16 protein-coding genes and 2 tRNA genes are annotated in these 16,092 nt (G+C 71.2%); 14 read left to right on the top strand and 4 right to left on the bottom strand.

Annotation, left to right across the window (positions count from 1 at the left end):
• The first annotated feature begins 104 nt into the window (after positions 1-104).
• Both JL106_RS19720 and JL106_RS19715 read left to right on the top strand, forming a co-directional pair.
• Complete coding sequence (locus tag JL106_RS19720; RefSeq protein ID WP_205262485.1) at positions 105-1,088, top strand: Lrp/AsnC family transcriptional regulator; 984 nt, start codon at positions 105-107, stop codon at positions 1,086-1,088.
• Positions 1,085-1,834, top strand: a complete 750-nt coding sequence (locus tag JL106_RS19715; RefSeq protein WP_205262484.1) for a 3-phosphoshikimate 1-carboxyvinyltransferase — start codon at positions 1,085-1,087, stop codon at positions 1,832-1,834. The genes JL106_RS19720 and JL106_RS19715 overlap by 4 nt, the downstream gene beginning before the upstream one ends.
• Positions 1,835-2,109: 275 nt before the next feature.
• Here JL106_RS19715 and JL106_RS19710 read toward each other — a convergent pair whose 3' ends face one another.
• The gene (locus tag JL106_RS19710) at positions 2,110-3,690 is read right to left on the bottom strand and encodes a M1 family metallopeptidase (protein WP_205262483.1); all 1,581 of its coding nucleotides are present in this window, start codon (positions 3,688-3,690) and stop codon (positions 2,110-2,112) included.
• Positions 3,691-3,798: 108 nt separating this feature from the next.
• Between JL106_RS19710 and JL106_RS19705 the strand changes: the two genes are divergently transcribed.
• The 4 genes from JL106_RS19705 to JL106_RS19690 all read left to right on the top strand — a co-directional run bounded on the left by JL106_RS19705 (position 3,799) and on the right by JL106_RS19690 (position 8,741).
• Entirely contained in the window at positions 3,799-4,422 is a 624-nt protein-coding gene (locus tag JL106_RS19705; protein WP_205262482.1) for a YdcF family protein, read from the top strand.
• Positions 4,419-5,777: a deoxyguanosinetriphosphate triphosphohydrolase gene (locus JL106_RS19700; RefSeq protein WP_205262481.1), complete on the top strand. Its 1,359-nt coding sequence runs from the start codon at positions 4,419-4,421 to the stop codon at positions 5,775-5,777. Before JL106_RS19705 ends, JL106_RS19700 begins: the two co-directional genes overlap by 4 nt.
• Before the next feature lie 80 nt (positions 5,778-5,857).
• Positions 5,858-7,882, top strand: a complete 2,025-nt coding sequence (dnaG, locus tag JL106_RS22280) for a DNA primase (RefSeq protein WP_205262480.1) — start codon at positions 5,858-5,860, stop codon at positions 7,880-7,882.
• A gap of 208 nt (positions 7,883-8,090) precedes the next feature.
• Positions 8,091-8,741 carry a DUF1707 SHOCT-like domain-containing protein gene (locus tag JL106_RS19690; protein WP_205262479.1) on the top strand — a complete coding sequence of 217 codons (651 nt, stop codon included), beginning with the start codon at positions 8,091-8,093 and terminating at the stop codon, positions 8,739-8,741.
• 7 nt (positions 8,742-8,748) lie between these two features.
• Here JL106_RS19690 and JL106_RS19685 read toward each other — a convergent pair whose 3' ends face one another.
• Both JL106_RS19685 and JL106_RS19680 read right to left on the bottom strand, forming a co-directional pair.
• Complete coding sequence (locus JL106_RS19685) at positions 8,749-8,928, bottom strand: hypothetical protein (protein ID WP_205262478.1); 180 nt, start codon at positions 8,926-8,928, stop codon at positions 8,749-8,751.
• A gap of 75 nt (positions 8,929-9,003) precedes the next feature.
• Positions 9,004-9,079: transfer RNA gene (locus tag JL106_RS19680), tRNA-Asn, on the bottom strand.
• Positions 9,080-9,299: 220 nt separating this feature from the next.
• On the opposite strand from JL106_RS19680, the gene JL106_RS19675 reads away from it, so the two are divergent.
• On the top strand, positions 9,300-9,758 hold the full coding sequence (locus JL106_RS19675) for a hypothetical protein (RefSeq protein ID WP_205262477.1): 459 nt from the start codon (positions 9,300-9,302) through the stop codon (positions 9,756-9,758).
• 101 nt (positions 9,759-9,859) lie between these two features.
• On the opposite strand, the gene JL106_RS19670 is transcribed toward JL106_RS19675, so the two are convergent.
• Entirely contained in the window at positions 9,860-11,521 is a 1,662-nt protein-coding gene (locus JL106_RS19670) for a cellulase family glycosylhydrolase (protein WP_205262476.1), read from the bottom strand.
• 104 nt (positions 11,522-11,625) lie between these two features.
• Here JL106_RS19670 and JL106_RS19665 point away from each other — a divergent pair, with 104 nt between their 5' ends.
• From JL106_RS19665 to JL106_RS19635, 7 genes are all read left to right on the top strand, one after another.
• Positions 11,626-12,366, top strand: coding sequence for a hypothetical protein (locus tag JL106_RS19665; protein ID WP_205262475.1), 741 nt, complete (start codon positions 11,626-11,628; stop codon positions 12,364-12,366).
• Positions 12,367-12,419: 53 nt separating this feature from the next.
• Positions 12,420-12,494 (top strand) — tRNA-Ile (locus JL106_RS19660).
• A 206-nt stretch (positions 12,495-12,700) separates the two neighbouring features.
• Positions 12,701-13,147, top strand: a complete 447-nt coding sequence (locus tag JL106_RS19655) for a hypothetical protein (protein WP_205262474.1) — start codon at positions 12,701-12,703, stop codon at positions 13,145-13,147.
• A 77-nt stretch (positions 13,148-13,224) separates the two neighbouring features.
• A complete protein-coding gene (locus JL106_RS19650; protein WP_205262473.1) occupies positions 13,225-13,962 on the top strand; it encodes a trypsin-like peptidase domain-containing protein in 738 nt (245 codons plus the stop codon).
• Positions 13,963-14,666: 704 nt separating this feature from the next.
• Complete coding sequence (locus JL106_RS19645) at positions 14,667-14,981, top strand: hypothetical protein (protein WP_205262472.1); 315 nt, start codon at positions 14,667-14,669, stop codon at positions 14,979-14,981.
• 63 nt (positions 14,982-15,044) lie between these two features.
• On the top strand, positions 15,045-15,263 hold the full coding sequence (locus JL106_RS19640) for a hypothetical protein (RefSeq protein WP_205262471.1): 219 nt from the start codon (positions 15,045-15,047) through the stop codon (positions 15,261-15,263).
• Positions 15,260-15,859 (top strand): hypothetical protein, encoded by a 600-nt coding sequence (locus tag JL106_RS19635; RefSeq protein WP_205262470.1) that lies wholly within the window; start codon positions 15,260-15,262, stop codon positions 15,857-15,859. Before JL106_RS19640 ends, JL106_RS19635 begins: the two co-directional genes overlap by 4 nt.
• Positions 15,860-16,092: the final 233 nt, after the last annotated feature.

Genomic DNA, 16,092 nt, shown 5'->3' with positions numbered 1-16,092 from the left:
TCGAGCGGCTGGCCAGCCACAGTTCTGTCAGCGCGAGCGAGCCGACCGGTCGTTGTGAACATTGCGTTTCGTCCTGCTGTGGCGACGCGGAGGAAGGGAGTGCCGTGGACGCCGTCGACCACGCGTTGCTGGCCCAGTTGCGCCGCAACGGACGCGCCCGCCAGCAGGAACTGGCCGCGGCGTTGGGCATCTCGCGGTCGGCGGTGGCCGGTCGGCTGCGGGTGCTGCTCGACTCGGGCGCCGTGCAGGTGGTCGGGGTGGTGCACCCATCGGTGATGGGCCTGCACGCCGTCGCCCACCTGTCGGTACGGGTGTCCCGCCCGGTGACCGAGGTGGCGGCCGCGTTGGCCCGGCACGACGACACCCCGTTCGTGTCGCTGATCAGCGGGTCGTCCGACCTGGTGGCCGAGGTGCGCGCGCCGGGGCCGGCCGAACTGGCCGTGGCGCTGGAGCGCGTCCGGTCGACCGACGGCGTCGCCGGTGTGACGACCTTGACGTACTCGAGTCTCGAGTTAGACGTGCTCAGGCCGGCGCCCGGCTCCGAGAAGGACGTCGACGCCATCGATCTCATGTTGCTCGAACTGCTGCTGGACGACGGGCGGATGTCGCTGTCGGAGATGAGCCGGCGCACCGGGCTGTCGTCGGGCACGGTACGGTCGCGCACGCGCCGCCTGCTGGACGAGCAGATCATCAAGGTCGGTGCGCTGGCGTCCTCGGAGTTCGGTGGGGCGAGCCTGGCCATCGGACTCGGCATCCAGGTCTCCGGTCGGGTGCGGCCGGTGATCGACGCGCTCGCCGCCACGCCGACCACCCGGTTCCTGGCCACCACCACCGGTCGGTTCGACATGCTGGCCACCGTGCACGCCGGCACCACGCTGCAGGGCGTGCAGTTGGTCGACGCGGTCCGGCAGTTCCCGCAGGTGGCGTCGCTGGAGAGCTGGGTGCACCTGCACGTGGTCAAGGAGCGGTACCGGCCGGCACCGCCCGGCAGTGGTCACCTCGAGGCGTCCGCCCTGCGGTCGGACGACGAGCCGGTGGTCGGCGCGGCGATGGTCCGTGCACTCGTACGAGAAGGTGAGCAGACATGACGGTCCCGGCGACCACCGCCCAGCCCTGGCGGGCTCCACTGGCCGAGATCCCGGTCCGCGGCCGGGTCGTCGTGGAGATCGCGTCGGGCTGCCCGGTGGACTCCGGCCGCACCGACGACGCCGGGCGGCCGTTCGACGCGGTGGTGGCTGCGGCGTTCCTGGCCGCGGCAGCGGTCTCCACCGGGACGGTGGTGGTGCTCGACTGGCCACGGACGTCGCCGACGACCGCCGACGGACCGTCCATCGACGACCGGATCCGCTTCGTGCTGGCCGACATGGGCGTGTACGTGGTGCGGTCGGTCGAGGGGCTGACCGCCACCAGCCGGTCGACCTCTGGGGACCTGCGCGGTGGGCGCTTCGACCTGACCGACGCGCCGCGGCTGCTGCCGCTGACCCTGGTGCTGGCCGCGATGGCCGAGACGCCCTCGGCGGTGTCCGGACTCGACCGCAGCGATCCGGTGGTCACTGCGGTGACCGCCAATATCCGGGACGCCGGCGCCGGGTTGGAGTGGGTGGGGGACGACCTGCTCGTCCAGCCGCGGGCCCTCCGGGGTGGGAGGTGGTCCACCAGCGGCGACGTGGACGTGGCGATGGCCGGTGCCGTGCTGGGCCTGCGGATCCCGGAGGTCCGGCTCGACGACATCACCCCGGTGCTCGACGTGCTGCCGGCGTTCGACGACCGCTGGCTGCGGTTGTTGTGGGCGGACGAGCACCTGTTGCCGGGTACGTCGACCTGGCACGCCTGACCGACACCTCGGGCGGTCGGCGTCGACAACCCGTGCTCACACGTCACGGACCACGCGACGTTGTGGCACGCGCAGAGGTCGGCGGCGATCCGTGCAGCGCCTCGCAGGCGCCCATCGGGCTGATCCGGACGTGCGGCAGGTGCGGGATGCCGCCGGCGCTGCAGTTGAAACACAGTGCGCGGCGCCCACGATCACCCGGCTGATGACGTCGATGCGGCCGACGCGCCAGTCTGGACGGGTGTCCTCTCATTGCGCTCGAACCGGATCCGACCGGGTCAGCGACCGAGCGCACCCGGGTACCGGAACTGCTCCGACGGCACCTCGGTCCCGCGGAACCACGCGTCGATGAACGGCCGCAGGTCCCGTCCGGCCAGCTCCGAGACGAAGTCCTCGAAGTCCTCCCAGGAGGCGTTGCGGCCGCTGTACTGCTGCACCCACCCGGTGAGCAGGGCGGCGAAGGTCTCCTCGCCCAGCTCGGCCCGCAGCGCGTGCACGGCCAGCGGGCCGCGGTCGTAGACCCGGGTGAACTCGTTGCCGGCACCCATGTCCACCAGCGGCGACCGCCAGAACGCCGGCTGGTCGACGACCTGGGCCATCTGCGCGCGCCACTGCTCATCCAGGTCGAGGTTCTCGGTGTCCTGCGCCCACAGCCACGGCGCGTACGAGGCGATGCACTCGTTGAGGCAGATGTCCCGCCACTGCGCGATGGTCACGTCGTCGCCGTACCACTGGTGCGCGAGTTCGTGCACCAGCAGGTCGGGGTCGACGGCGCCGGTGTAGACCGGCCGGCTGGCCGTCTCCAGCGCGAATCCGAGCGAGAGCTGCGGGAAGATGCCGCCGGCCGCGTCGAACGGGTAGGGCCCGAAGTGCCGGCTCAGGACCTCCAGGATCTGCGGCGTCAGCTCGGTCACCGGGTGCAGCTGCCGCTGCAGCCCGGGCGCGTACGCGTTGATGACCGGCGTCCCGTCGGCCAGCGTGGTCTCGTCGGTGGTGAACCGGTCGATGTACAGCGTGGTCAGGTAGCTGGCCACCGGGCGGTCGAGTTCCCAGCGGAACACCGCGCTGCCGGTGGGCGGGGTGGGCAGGCCCTCGGTGACCGGCAGCCCGTTGCCGATGACGTTCCAGCCCTCGGGCACGGTCGCCGTCACCGCGAAGGTGGCCGGATCCCCGGGATGGTCGTTGACCGGGAACCAGGCGGTGGCCGAGGCCGGCTGACCCACCACGACGGCGCCGCCGGTCGGCGTCCGGTACCAGCCACCGTCGGCCAGACCGCCGTCGCGCGAGGTGATCTCGCCCGGCTCGCCGGCGTACTCGACGGCGACGGTCAGCGGACTGCCGGGCTCGAGCGCGGTGGCCGGGGTGATGACCAGCTCCGCCTCGTCCTGGACGAACTCGGCGCTCCGGTCGCCCACCAGCACCGACGAGACCTCGAGGTTGGGCTCCAGGTCCAGGTTGAACCGGCCGAGCCGCTCGGTGGCGGTGACGGATCCGGTCAGCGTGGTGGTCGCCGCCAGCCGGTCGGTCGACGGGTCCCAGGACAGCACCACGTCGTAGTGATCGACCTGGTAGCCGCCGTTGCCGGCCTCCGGGTAGTACGGGTCGCCGAACCCCTTGGCGCCGGCCACCCCGTCCACCGGTCCGGGAGGAGCGGGCGAGTCGCTGGGAGACGGTCCCGGCTCCGAGGTCGGCGTGGTGATCGTCGGGGTGGAGGTGGACGCCGGGGCGGGCGACGTCGGTCCGTGGGTGGCCGGCCGGCCGGCCCCGGGCACCGACCCCGAGCAGGCCGCCGTGGCCAGCACGGTGGCCACGGTCAGCACGGCGAGCGCAACCCGTCGCGGGCGTCCGGCGTCAGACATGATCGCCACGCTAGCCGGGTGGCCGCTCGGGTGGTCGGCCACCGCCGACCGGGCCGACGGCTGGCATCATCGGGCGGCGGGACCCGGGCGGGGACGAGCGGAGGACGCGTGGGCAGGTTCGGCCGGACGGTCGTGCGGTTCGTGCTCGGCACGGTCCTGGTCGGTGTGCTGGTGGTCGTGGGCGTGGCCGTGCACACGCAGATCGTGGCCGGTCAGGACGAGCGCGGCCGCACCGACGCGATCCTGGTGCTGGGCGCCGCGCAGTACAACGGCGACCCGTCGCCGGTGTTCCAGGCCCGGCTGGACCACGCCAAGACCCTGTACGACGAGGGGGTCGCCCCCGCCGTCGTCACCGTCGGCGGTGGTCAGGCCGGCGACGCCACCACCGAGGGCGCGGCCGGCCGCGAGTACCTGGCCGACCTGGGCATCGACCCGGCGGCGCTGGTCGCCGTGGGCACCGGCGGCGACACGCTGCTGAGTCTGCGGGCGGCGGCTCCCGTGCTCGCCGAACGCGGCTGGGACTCGGTGACGCTGGTGACCGACCCGTACCACGCGGCCCGAGCCGAGCGGATGGCGCAGGACCTGGGCTGGGACGTCTCGGTCTCGTCGGTGTCCCAGGGCCCGTCGGTGCAGGACGGCGTGCAGGTGCGGTACCTGGTGCGGGAGACCCTCGGGTCGCTGTACTACCTGCTGACCGGCGCCTCCTCGGGCGCCGGTACCCCGGTGCTGTGACCTCGTCCGGGTACACGCCTGCCGATCTGGCCCGGCGGATCGAGGAGCCGGCCAAGAGCGCACTGCTGCCCGGTGCCGCGGCCGTCGGCGGGCGCAGCGCCTTCGCCCGCGACCGGGCCCGGGTACTGCACTCGGGGTCGTTCCGGCGGCTGGCCGGCAAGACCCAGGTGGTGGCGCCCGGTGGGCTCGAGCTCATCGGCACCGGCCTGGTCGGACCGGCCGACCAGGCCGGCGGCCGAGACCTGTCCGACGAGGACGTCGACCTGGTGCCGCGGACCCGGCTCACCCATTCCCTCGAGGTCGCCCAGCTGGCCCGCGAGATCGGCGCCCAGCTCGGCTGCGATCCCGACCTGGTCGATCTGGCCGGTCTGGCCCATGACATCGGGCACCCGCCGTTCGGCCACAACGGCGAGGCGGCCCTGGACGCGGTAGCCGGCGACGCCGGCGGGTTCGAGGCCAACGCGCAGAACCTGCGGTTGCTGGCCCGGCTGGAACCCAAGGTGGTCGACGACGCCGGGCGACCCGGGGGCCTCAACCTGACCCGGGCCGGGCTGGACTCGGTGATCAAGTACCCGTGGGTCCGGCCGCCCGGCGGCGGCAAGTTCGGCGTCTACGAGGTGGACCGGGAGCTGTTCGCCTGGGTGCGCCGAGGGGTTCCGGCACCGACCGCCCGGTCCCTGGAGTCCCAGGTCATGGACTGGGCCGACGACGTGGCGTACTCGGTGCACGACGTCGAGGACGGCATCACCGCCGGGCGGATCGACCTGGCCGCGCTGCGGGATCCGCAGGAGCGGGCCGCGCTGGCCGAGGCGGCTGCCACCGGCTTCTCCGCCGAGTCCGCCGACGACCTGGCCACGGTGCTCGCCGACCTGCTGGACCTGCCGGTGGTCCGGGCCGCGCTCGCTGCGAGCATGGCCGCGGGCCGCGGGACGCCGGACGCGACGGTCGCCGCCGCCGCGGTGAAGCAGATGACCAGCGAACTGACCGGCCGGCTCGCCACCGGCCCGATCCTGGCCACTCGGGAGATCACCGGGCCGGACCCGCTCACCCGGTACGACGCGGACCTGGTGGTGCCGCGGCGGCTGCGCGCCGAGGTGGCCGTGCTCAAGGCGATGGCGGTGCGGTACGTGATGGCCGATCCGCGGCGCCTGGCCGCCCAGCGGCACGAACAGGAGCTGCTCGCCGAGCTGGTCGGCGAGCTGGTGCGGCGGGGTCCGGAGGCGCTCGACCCGGCGTTCCGGCCCGCGGCGGCGGCGGCCGGGTCCGACGCCGACTGGCTGCGCGTGGTGCTCGACCAGGTGTCGTTGCTGACCGACGCGCAGGCGGTCGTCCGGCACCGCCGGTTCTGCCGCTGATCCGGGCCCGACCCGGCGGCCACTGATCCACACGCTCGGCGCCGCGGGGGAGTGTCGCCGGTCCGCCGTAGACTCCGCTCGTGGCGGGGCGGATCTCGGAGGCGGACAAGGAACGCGTCCGCGACGCCAACCCCATCGACCAAGTCATCGGCGAGTACGTGGCGCTGCGCCGCGCCGGCGGCGGCAACCTCAAGGGCCTCTGCCCGTTCCACGACGAGAAGACGCCGTCGTTCAACGTCCGGCCGGCCCGTGGGGCGTTCTACTGCTTCGGCTGCCAGGAGGGCGGCGACGTCTTCGCCTTCGTGGCCAAGATCGAGCACCTCGACTTCATCGACGTCGTCCGCAGACTCGCCGACCGGGCCGGCATCACGCTGACCCTGGTCGAGGGTGGCACATCGACCCGCGAGGCGGCCGGCAGTCGGTCCCGCCTGCTGGCTGCCAACCGCGCGGCGGCCGAGTTCTACGCCGAGCAGCTGACCAGCGCCGAGGCGCAGCCGGCCCGGGACTACCTGACCGAACGCGGCTTCGACCTCGACGCAGCCCGGCACTTCGGCTGTGGGTACGCCCCCGGCGGCTGGGACGCGATGCTGAAAGCACTGGCCCGACAGGGCTTCTCGGTCGACGAGCTGACCCGGGCAGGCCTGGTCAAACCCGGTCGCCGCGGCCCGATCGACCAGTTCCACCGCCGGCTGTTGTGGCAGATCAGGGACAGTACCGGTGATGTCGTCGGGTTCGGGGCGCGCCGGATCTTCGACGACGACCCGATCCAGGCCAAGTACCTGAACACCGCCGAAACGCCGATCTACCGCAAGTCACACCTCCTGTTCGGGCTGGACCTGGCCAAGAAGCAGATCGACCGGCAGCGGCAGGCGGTGGTGGTCGAGGGTTACACCGACGTCATGGCCATGCATCTGGCCGGGATCACCACCGCGGTCGCCTCCTGCGGGACGGCCTTCGGCGACGACCACATCAAGATGCTGCGCCGGTACCTGGGCGACAGCGAGGCCGACGCCGCCGGCCCCGGCGACGTGATCTACACGTTCGACGGTGACGCGGCCGGGCGGAAGGCGGCGCTCAAGGCGTTCGACTCCGACCAGCGCTTCGCCGCCGACACCTGGGTGTGCGTCGCCCCCGACGGGCTCGATCCGTGCGAGCTCCGCCAGCAGGCGGGCGACGAGGCGTTGCGCACGCTGCTGGCCGGCAAGCGGCGGTTGTACGACTTCGCCATCAGCACCGTCCTGGAGCGCTACGACCTGGACAGCCCGGAGGGCCGGGTGGCGGCCACCGATGCGGCCGTCCCCCTGGTGGCCCGCATCCGCCGGACCGCCCTGCGCGACCAGTACGTGCGCCGACTCGCCAACCAGCTCGGCACCGAACCGGAACGCATCCTGGCCCTGGTCCGCCGGGCCGCGCAGGCGGGCCGGGACGGAACGGCCGGCAACCAACACGGCAGCCCCCGGCCGGACCGTCCCGACCCCGCTCGGAGCGACGCGGGAGCGAGCAGCGACCGACCCGGAGCCGGTCCCGAGCGGCCCGCCGGCGCCGGGGATCCCGGCCCGCCGGCACCCGACGGCGAGCAGGTCCTGGAGGGGGAAGCGGCCCCGGCGTGGCGTCGCCCCGATCCCCGGGACCGGTCGACCGAGCCGGACCGCGAGGTGCTGAAGCTGGCCCTGCAGCGTCCCGAACTGGTGGCCAGCGGCTGGTCGCTGGTCCACGACACGTCGTTCCAGCACCCGGCCTACCTGGCGCTCTACCGGGCGGTGCAGGCCTGCGGTGGGCCGGACGCGGCCGCCGAGACGGCGGACTGGATCCAGGCCGTCCAGGGCCGGTTGCCCGAGGGCGGGCCCCGGGCCCTGGTCGCCGAACTGGCCGTGGAACCGCCGCGTCACGTGGCCGAGGAGTCGGACGCCAGCTACGCCGGGGCGATCGTGGCCCGGATGGGCGTGCGGTGGGCGGTCCAGCAGGAACAGCAGCTGCGGTCCCGGCTGCAGCGGGCCGAGGCGGGCGGCGACACCGACCTCCGGGACCGGATCATCCGCGACCTGCTGGAGATGTCGAAGTACCGGCGGCTGCTGGAGGAACGCGCCAAGGGCGCCGCCGACTGAACTCCGGTACCGGGTACCGCGCCCGCACCGTCACCTGTGCTTGACAGCGTCAAGCGCGCTGGTGCCGTCCATCCCTGACCGGTGTGGCCGATGCTCGGTGGCGCCGCCGCCCTCGCCGTGCACGCCGCCTCGATCCGGCGGGACCCGGGCGGCACGCGGCCGGGTGGGGGAACCGCGCCGTCGCGCCTCGCTCGATAGCATCGGCCGGGTGTCCGACGACTTGGTCCCCACCTCCGACCCCACCCGGCTGCGCGCGTCCCACGACGACCGCGAGCGGGTGGCGCAGGCCCTGCACACCGCGATGGCCGAGGGACGGCTGACCGTCGACGAACTGCAGGAACGGCTGGACGCGGTCTACTCGTCCAAGACGTTGGGGGAGCTCGAGCCGCTCACCCGGGACCTGCCCGCGCCGGTCACCCTCGTCAAGCCGGTCGCGCCCACCGTCGTCCCGGGGGTCCGACCGGCGTCCCCGGCCCATCTGGTCGGTGGCTATCCGACGTCCTCGGTGGCCATCGCGGTCATGTCGGGCGCGGAGCGCAAGGGACCGTGGGTGGTGCCCCGGCAGTTCACCGCAGTGGCGTTCTGGGGTGGCATCGAACTGGACCTGACCAGGGCCCGCTACGCCGAGCGGGAGATCACCATCACCGCGGTGGCCGTGATGGGCGGCATCGAGATCATCGTCAACCCGGACACCACGGTGCTGGTCAACGGCGTCGGCATCATGGGCGGCTTCGACGACAAGGCACGGTGCGAGGGAAGCCCCGGCGCTCCGGTGGTGCGGATCAACGGCTTCGCCTTCTGGGGTGGCGTGGAGGTGCGCCGGCCGAAGACCAAGGAGCTCAGGAAGTTCGAGGGGTGAGCCGTGCTCAGCTGGTCGGGCGGCCGATCAGCTCGGAGACCTTGGCCTGCACGAAGCCACCGGCCCCCTGCACGGCGGGGTGGTCGATGGCCGCGGACGTCCACCGCTTGATCTGCTCGTAGCGTTCTCGGCCGGCGCGAGAGCCGAGCACGTACCCGATGGCGATGCCGATGACGATGCGCACCATGGTGCCGGCCTCCTCGAAACTCGGGCCGGTGACACCGGTCGACGCGGGAGTGGGGCGGCGAGGAACCTGCCGCGCTGGCTCCCCCGGTTGGACTCGAACCAACAACCGTCCGATTAACAGTCGGATGCTCTGCCAATTGAGCTACGGAGGACTGCACTTCGCTCGCCGCGGTCCGTCCTGGTGATCCGGCCGGCTCGGTGAGCTGGACCAGGATAGCCCACTCCGCCGGGTGGTCCGTGCCACCGGGACCCGGCCGGTCACCGACCGCGGCACCCCGCTGCGGTGGGTGATCGGCACCGGGGAGACTGGCCGACGATCCGGGCCGCCGATCTCCTCCGGCGGACCGGCCCGCCGAGGGGGTGGTGAGCGGCATGGCATGCGGACCGCGCGGTGACGATCCCGGCCGGGTCGCCGCCGCGCCGGTCCAGCCCGATGCCACCACCGGTGCGGCACCCCAGGTGACGACGGCGAGCCTCTCGACCGATGCGCTGGGTGTGCTGGCCGAACTGTCCCCCGACCGGCCGGTCCCGGCCGAGGCCCTCGCGCCCCGGATCGGCGGTTGGCAGGACCGCGTCGCCGCCGGCGTCCGCGAACTGGTCCGGGCACGCCTGGCCCGGCTGCTGCGATCCCGCTCCGGCGTGGTGATGGTCCTGGCCACCCAGCGGGCCGCCCTGCTGATCCAGGCCAGGGCGGCACGGGTGCTGCGCGGCGCCCCACCGAGTGCCCCCGGTCTCCCGGACGTCCCGGCCCACGCCGATGGCGCAGCCGGATCGGATCCGGGATCACCGTGCTGGCCTCCGATGACGTCGGCGTGGACGAGGTGGTGCTGAACCCGATGGGTGTGCTGGCGGCCGAGGGGCCGCCGGCGGCGCTCGCCGACGTCGCGGCGATCGGCGAGGCGGTGGCGCAGCGGGTGGCCAGTCGCTGACGGTCAGCTGGTGGTCAGCACCGGGCGGTCCGGGGCGGCGCCGTCGACCTGCACCTGGAGGCCGACGTGGACGGCGCCGCCGTCCGGGATCGCCCTCGCCCAGTCCGATCCGGTGCAGGTCATCCGTCCGCCGGCCACCTGGCACTGCATGCCCCAGGCGTTCACCACCGAGACAGCGGCAGGGTCGGCCCAGCTGACCTGCCACCCGCTGACCGCGCCCGCGGTGGGCCGGACCACCAGGTTGGCCACGTAGCCGTCCGGCCAGGCGGAGGAGCGCTGCCAGTCGACCGTCACCGGGCTGGTGTCGGTGGGTGGCTGGGTGGTCGGAGTGGTCGGAGCCGCGGGTGCCGGCATCGTGGGAGGGGTCGTCGGGCTGGTCGACGTGGTCGGGTCAGGCGTGGACGGGGTCGGCGTGGGCGGGTCTGGCGTGGTCGGGTCAGGCGTGGCCGGGGCGCCCGTGGGTGCCAGCAGCGGGGCGAGCGCGGCCAGCTTGGCTGCCTCCGGGGTGGTCCAGTCGTCGCCGACCAGACCGCCGGTGTCGCCGCTGTTCGGGTTGAACGACCAGTAGGCGAAGCTCAGCTCGCGCTGCTGCAGGTAGTCGACCAGGGTGGTCAGCCAGGCCCGGTCGGAGTCGGTCTGCAGCCGGGTGCCGAATTCCCCGAGCAGCACCGGGGCGATGTCCTGCTGGGCCAGGTGACCCCAGTTGCGGTCCCACACGGCCGGCAGGTTGGCCGGGTAGGCCGGGTCTGAGAACCAGGGCTGGCCGGAGATGCTGGCCGGGTAGTCGTGCGGGGCGTAGACGACCCGGTCGGCCACGTCGAGGATGATCGGGTGGTCGGCGGCATCAGCGAGACCGCCGCCCCACCAGGTGTTCCCGGCCGCAGCCTGCTGCTGCACCCCTTCGACGAGGATCAGCAGCTCGGAGTTGACGGCCAGCACCGCGTTCCCGGCCCGGGTGGCCGCGGCGGCCCAGTCGACGGCCGGGTCCCCGCAGCCCCAGCAGGCCGGGCCGTGCGGCTCGTTGTGCAGGTCGACGCCGATGACGGTGGGGTCGCCCGCGTACCGCTGCGCCAGCTGCTGCCAGTCCTCGATCCACACCGACTCCGGGTACCGGTCGGTGTACCAGAGTTCGGACTGCGAGCCGGAGTCCGGACGGTGCCGGTCCAGGATGATCCGCAGGCCGGACTGCTGGGCGGCAGCGACGACGGCGTCCATCACCTGCTGGCCGGTCCGGCCGACGAGCTCGGGATTGCGGGTGGCGTCGATGCCGGACGCCGGCGCGGTCGAGTGAAGGCACTCGTTGGAGAACGGCAGCCGGATGGTGTTGAAGCCGAACGAGGCGATCTGCTCGAGTCCCTGATCCAGGGAGATCTGCCACAGACCGTGCGGAGCGCAATTCGAGGTCTCGAGCCCGAACCAATTGACGGCACGGATCCGGAAATCATCACCTGACTGAGTGACAATGCGCGCACCGTCAGTGTGCAGCCACCCGTCCGGGGTGGCGGCGTCGGCGGTCGAACTCGAGGTCCCTCCCGAGAACGCTGGTGTCACAACGGCTGCCGTGGTCACGAGCGCCGCGCCGGCCACCAGGGCCGTCACCCGGCGACGCGTCCGGGGCGGTCGACCGCCGTCACGGCGCGCATTCGTCCACCTGCGGGAAGACATGGTCGGCAGCGTATCGTCCCGGTCAGGCGGAATGGGACGGGTGGGCGGCGCTTTCGGCGGGCCGGTCGTGCCGTTCGGAACGACCGAGTCCGGGGGGACGAACGATGGGCCGATCGCTGCTCAGGCACGCGTTGGTGACGTCGGCGGTGGTGGCGGTGGTCGCGCTCACCGCGGCCGGCTGCAGCGGGCCACCGGCGGGTGACGCGCCGACGACGCCGACGACGTCGGCGACGCCGCTGTCCGCCGCCGCGGCGGTGCCGCCGGTGACCGACGACCTCGGCGGCGGCAGCGCCCATCACGACATCGGGGTGGCCGGCGAGCCGTTCACCGTCAAGGCCGACACCTGGACGGACGCGGACGTGACCCAGTGGCAGACCCTGCCGCCCAAGGTGGTCAACTCGGTGCTCAACCTGGTGCCGATCGCCGGCGAGGGCCAGCCGGCCCAGGTGACCATGGCGGCGGTCACGGTGACCACGGCGCTGGCCGCAACGATGCCGGGGCTGGACGGCCTGGTCGTGGACACCTGGACCGAGACCGCACCCGGGCAGGGCTTCGCGCTCTCGCAGTACTACCCGTATGCGGCGGCGGTGTCGGTGCTCGGGTACAGCCAGCCGCTGGTCGACCGTTGGACCTACCTGGCCGGGGACCAGCCGCTCACCGATGAGGCGTTGCGCACCGCCGGGGTGTACGCCAACCGCATCACCTTCAGTTGGACGCTGCTGGTCCGCAACGACGGCGACCTCGGCCACCACCAGCGCCTGGTCACCGACACCATCACCGTCCCGATCGCCGACCCGGCGGCCTCCGCGCCATCCACCCCGGCGTCGACCACGGCGGCCGGCTGAGGGCGGTCCCGTCGGGGCCTGACGGCGGGCGCAGGTCCGGTACGGTGCCCGGCGGGGCGGTAGCTCAGTCGGTCAGAGCAGCGGACTCATAATCCGTCAGGTCGAGGGTTCGAGCCCCTCTCGCCCCACCTCAGACGGCGTGTCGGCCGTCTCAAAGTGGAGAGTCTGGACTGCCAGGTCTCGACCTTTTTGCTCCGTCAGCCGCGCGGAGCTGGCGTTGATCGTGCCCGCGTTGCCGCAGAGGGTCGCAGTTGCGTTACAGCGATGGGCGGCTACCTGTAGTCGGCCGCATACTCTCGGTATGCGAGGGATGACCGGTGTACGAAGGTCACTGATGGGTGCCGCCGTGCTTGCGCTCATCCCCGGATGCGGCTCGGTCGTTCCGGGGACGCCCTTGCCGGCCAACTACCGCGAGCAGGGCATCGATGCGGCTGTCGCCGTCGATGCGGACTCGGAAACCTTCGACCTGCGTGGCAGGTTTGCCCTGCAGGACTTCGAAGGCTTCGTGGACCTCGGAGATGGCTGCGTTGGAATACGTGGCTACGACGACATCGGAGCGGGGACGCAGATCACTGTCAGCGACAGCGGCGGCAAGGTTGTCGCCCTGGGCGAGCTCGGTCGGGGCGTGGAGAACGACGAGTACGGGTGCGTGTACCTGTTCCTGGTCGAGGATGTACCCGGAGGGGCAGGCTTCTACTCGGTCGAGATCTCGCACCGAGGGTCGATGCGGATCTCCGAGGCGGACGCCAGGGCGGGGAAATTTGAAGCGGGTCTTGGGTGACGGTGACGCCCGACGAACCGACGCCGCCTGCTGTTGCGCATGCGTCGCTGGCGTCACGGCGACTCACGATGCACTCGGTGACCGGGGCGGAACTGGGGACGGCGACAGGATTTCTACTCGTCATAGACGGCCATCTCGATCTAGTCTCGAATTGGCACGTCTTTGCTGGTCGATCGGTTTACGACGGGAAGCACATCCATCACAGCGGCGCGACGCCGGTCGCGCTGACCCTGCACATGCCGGTGGACTTGGCCGGCTTCAATGTGAAGGCCTTCAGGCTGCCCCTGGTTGCTGAAGACGGCACCACGCCGACCTGGCGTGAGCACCCGACGCTGGGGCGGACCGCGGATGTGGCAGCTCTACGCCTGGGGACAGTCGAGTTGCTGGCTCCGCTCGCCAACCTTGCGCTTGGTCTTGAGTCTGACATTGAGGTTGGCCTCCGGGTCACCGACCGGTTGAGCATCGTCGGCTACCCTTGCGGCCTCGCAGGGGCCGGCGAGCTTCCCGTCTGGACGCAAGGGACGATCGCCACCGAACCTGACCTGAACCACGGCCGCTTGCCCCGCTTCCTTATCGACGCAAAGACTCGGGAAGGGCAATCAGGCTCACCCGTAGTGATACATCAGTCGACCTTGAACAACGTTCGTCGATCGCCCGACGGCCCGATGGCCGAGGTGACGTACACCAAGCCAAGGACGCTCTTCGTTGGCGTGTACTCCGGTCGTGTCAACGTCGATGTTGAGCTTGGGTTCGTCTGGCGCAAGTCGCTGGTCAAGGATGTCGTATCTCACGATGCGAGACCCAAGTCGCTGTAGACCGGGGTGCCCCCGGGGGGACCCTGTGCCCCCAACCAACGGTCCCGAGACCGATCGGCGGCGCCCGGACGCACGATCAGCCGCGGGACGGGTGATCGTCGCTCTCAGCACGTCCAGCAGGGGCGCAAATGGCCAGTTTTAGCGCATGGCCAGAACGTTGAACCCCTATCGAAGTAACTACTGGGGGTGGTAAATCGGCCATCTCAATGCACTGACGCCGAGAGTCCACCCGATTGGACTACAAATATCACCCGGTTGGGCCAACAAATTGGGTGCAAGGACGGTCGGAGAGGCCGTCAGTGGGGTCAGTTCATCGACTTCTGAACCCGGGAGGGATTTGAACTGCTGTTACGGCCGGTCGTGCCCAATGATCCGGTCATGGGGTGACCCCCACCCCTGCCTTCTGTCGAGTGGCTAACCCCGGGGTGATGCCCTGGTCAGCGTCCCTGAGACGCTGTCTCTCAGTGGCACATCGCACGATAACCTATCCATGTCAACCACAGTCACCCTGTCAGGTGACTTTGCGGCGGCTGATCTCCGTGGTGCACGCTGTGTGCAGGCCGAGACTTGTCGCCAGCGTCAGGCGGAGAGCCGTTCAACAGGTCGGACGCTCGGCCCAGGAATGGGCTGTAAAGGGTTGATCTGACGTGCTAGGGCCGACGTTCACCGTTTCCAGGTACTTGCCTTTATTCAGGAGGCGCAGCATGTCCGCAATTACCGCATGCCCCGTGGCCGGCTTGGAAAACGTGACGGCGGATCGGCAGTTCGGCTCATACCTCGCGGCTATTTCGACCGATGGCCGTGCAGATGAACGGACTGGATACATCGAGTGGCCGGCACCCGGCGACGACGACGGGGTTGAGGTCTGGGACGCCTGGCACGGCTGGATCAGCCGGCACAAGCGGGACTGGACGCGCGCGTTCCGGTGGCTGGCGGAGCACGGCGTTCCCCGAGGCTATGACGACGGCGAGGGTCCCGGGCATGACGGTGCTCGACGGGTCGAGTTCCTGCTCGTGTAGCGGATGCGGCATCCGTCTAGTCCGCACTTGACTTGTCCGTCAAGCGGGACCTAGACTACAGTGATGACCAGGCGCCGGGACCTCGTGAAGAAGATCGCCGACGCGGCGAAGGAGGCGGGCGTCCCATGGGTCGTGGCCCGCGAGGGCAGCAACCACACCGTGTACAGGCTAGGCGAACTGACCATCCCAGTGCCTCGGCACACCGAGGTCGGTGAGGTCACCACGCGTGAGATCTACAAAGAGTGCGCCCCCGAGCTCGGGAAGGATTGGTGGCGGAAGTGAGCGTGTACCACGCCCAGGTTCAGCGAGATGGAAAGTACTGGTCGGTCTGGGTGCCGGAGGTTGAGCGTGTGACCCAGGCTCGTTCCTTGCGAGAAGTGGAACCAATGGTTCGAGACCTCGTGGTGGTGATGGACCCAGACGCGGTCATTGATGACGTCCGGGTCGAAATCCAGATGCCGGCGGCTGCGGCTGACCACTTTGAGGCGGCCCAACACCTGTTGGAACTTACGCAGCAGGCAAACGCCGCTGCTGCTGCTGAGCGGGCTGCGGCAGCCCAGTCCCTGAAGCAAGCCGGCCTAACGGTACGGGACATCGGCGAAACCCTCGGCGTCTCGTTCCAAAGGGCACACCAGCTTCTACAGCAGCACAACGAAGAGTTCTTGACCTCTCGGGCACGGGCGTGGCTACTGGCCAGCGAGGCGCTCCGCGCGGCCGGTGATCTTGTGCGGCGGTCGGAACGTCCCGTCGACTTCGACCAGCACCTAGCATTGCTGATCGAAGTCGCGACGGCCGAGTCTGGCTCTGGCTTTGGCACTAGTTCGGTGGTCGCGGATGCGGGTGCTACCGACCGGCCCCTGGTGACCTCGGACCGGTGACGCGTAGCCCCGAGGTACAGCAGAACGGCCCTCACCCCTGTCCAGGGTGAGGGCCGTAGCTGTCGTGCGCGTGGGACTCGCTTCGAAGATCCCTATCCGTTTACCCAGTGGCGTCCACCAGGGTGGTGTGCGACGACCCTGGTGACCAGCGGGGCGTCCACGAAAGGGCGGCCATCGCGTGATCTTGTGGAGACCTCTCACAGCCCACCAGGAGATCGACGCGATGACCGCTG

This window comes from Nakamurella leprariae (assembly GCF_016918035.1).
GTDB lineage: Bacteria > Actinomycetota > Actinomycetes > Mycobacteriales > Nakamurellaceae > Nakamurella > Nakamurella leprariae.
The sequence above is the reverse complement of the archived record's forward strand: the minus strand, read 5'-3'. Positions and strand labels throughout refer to the sequence as shown.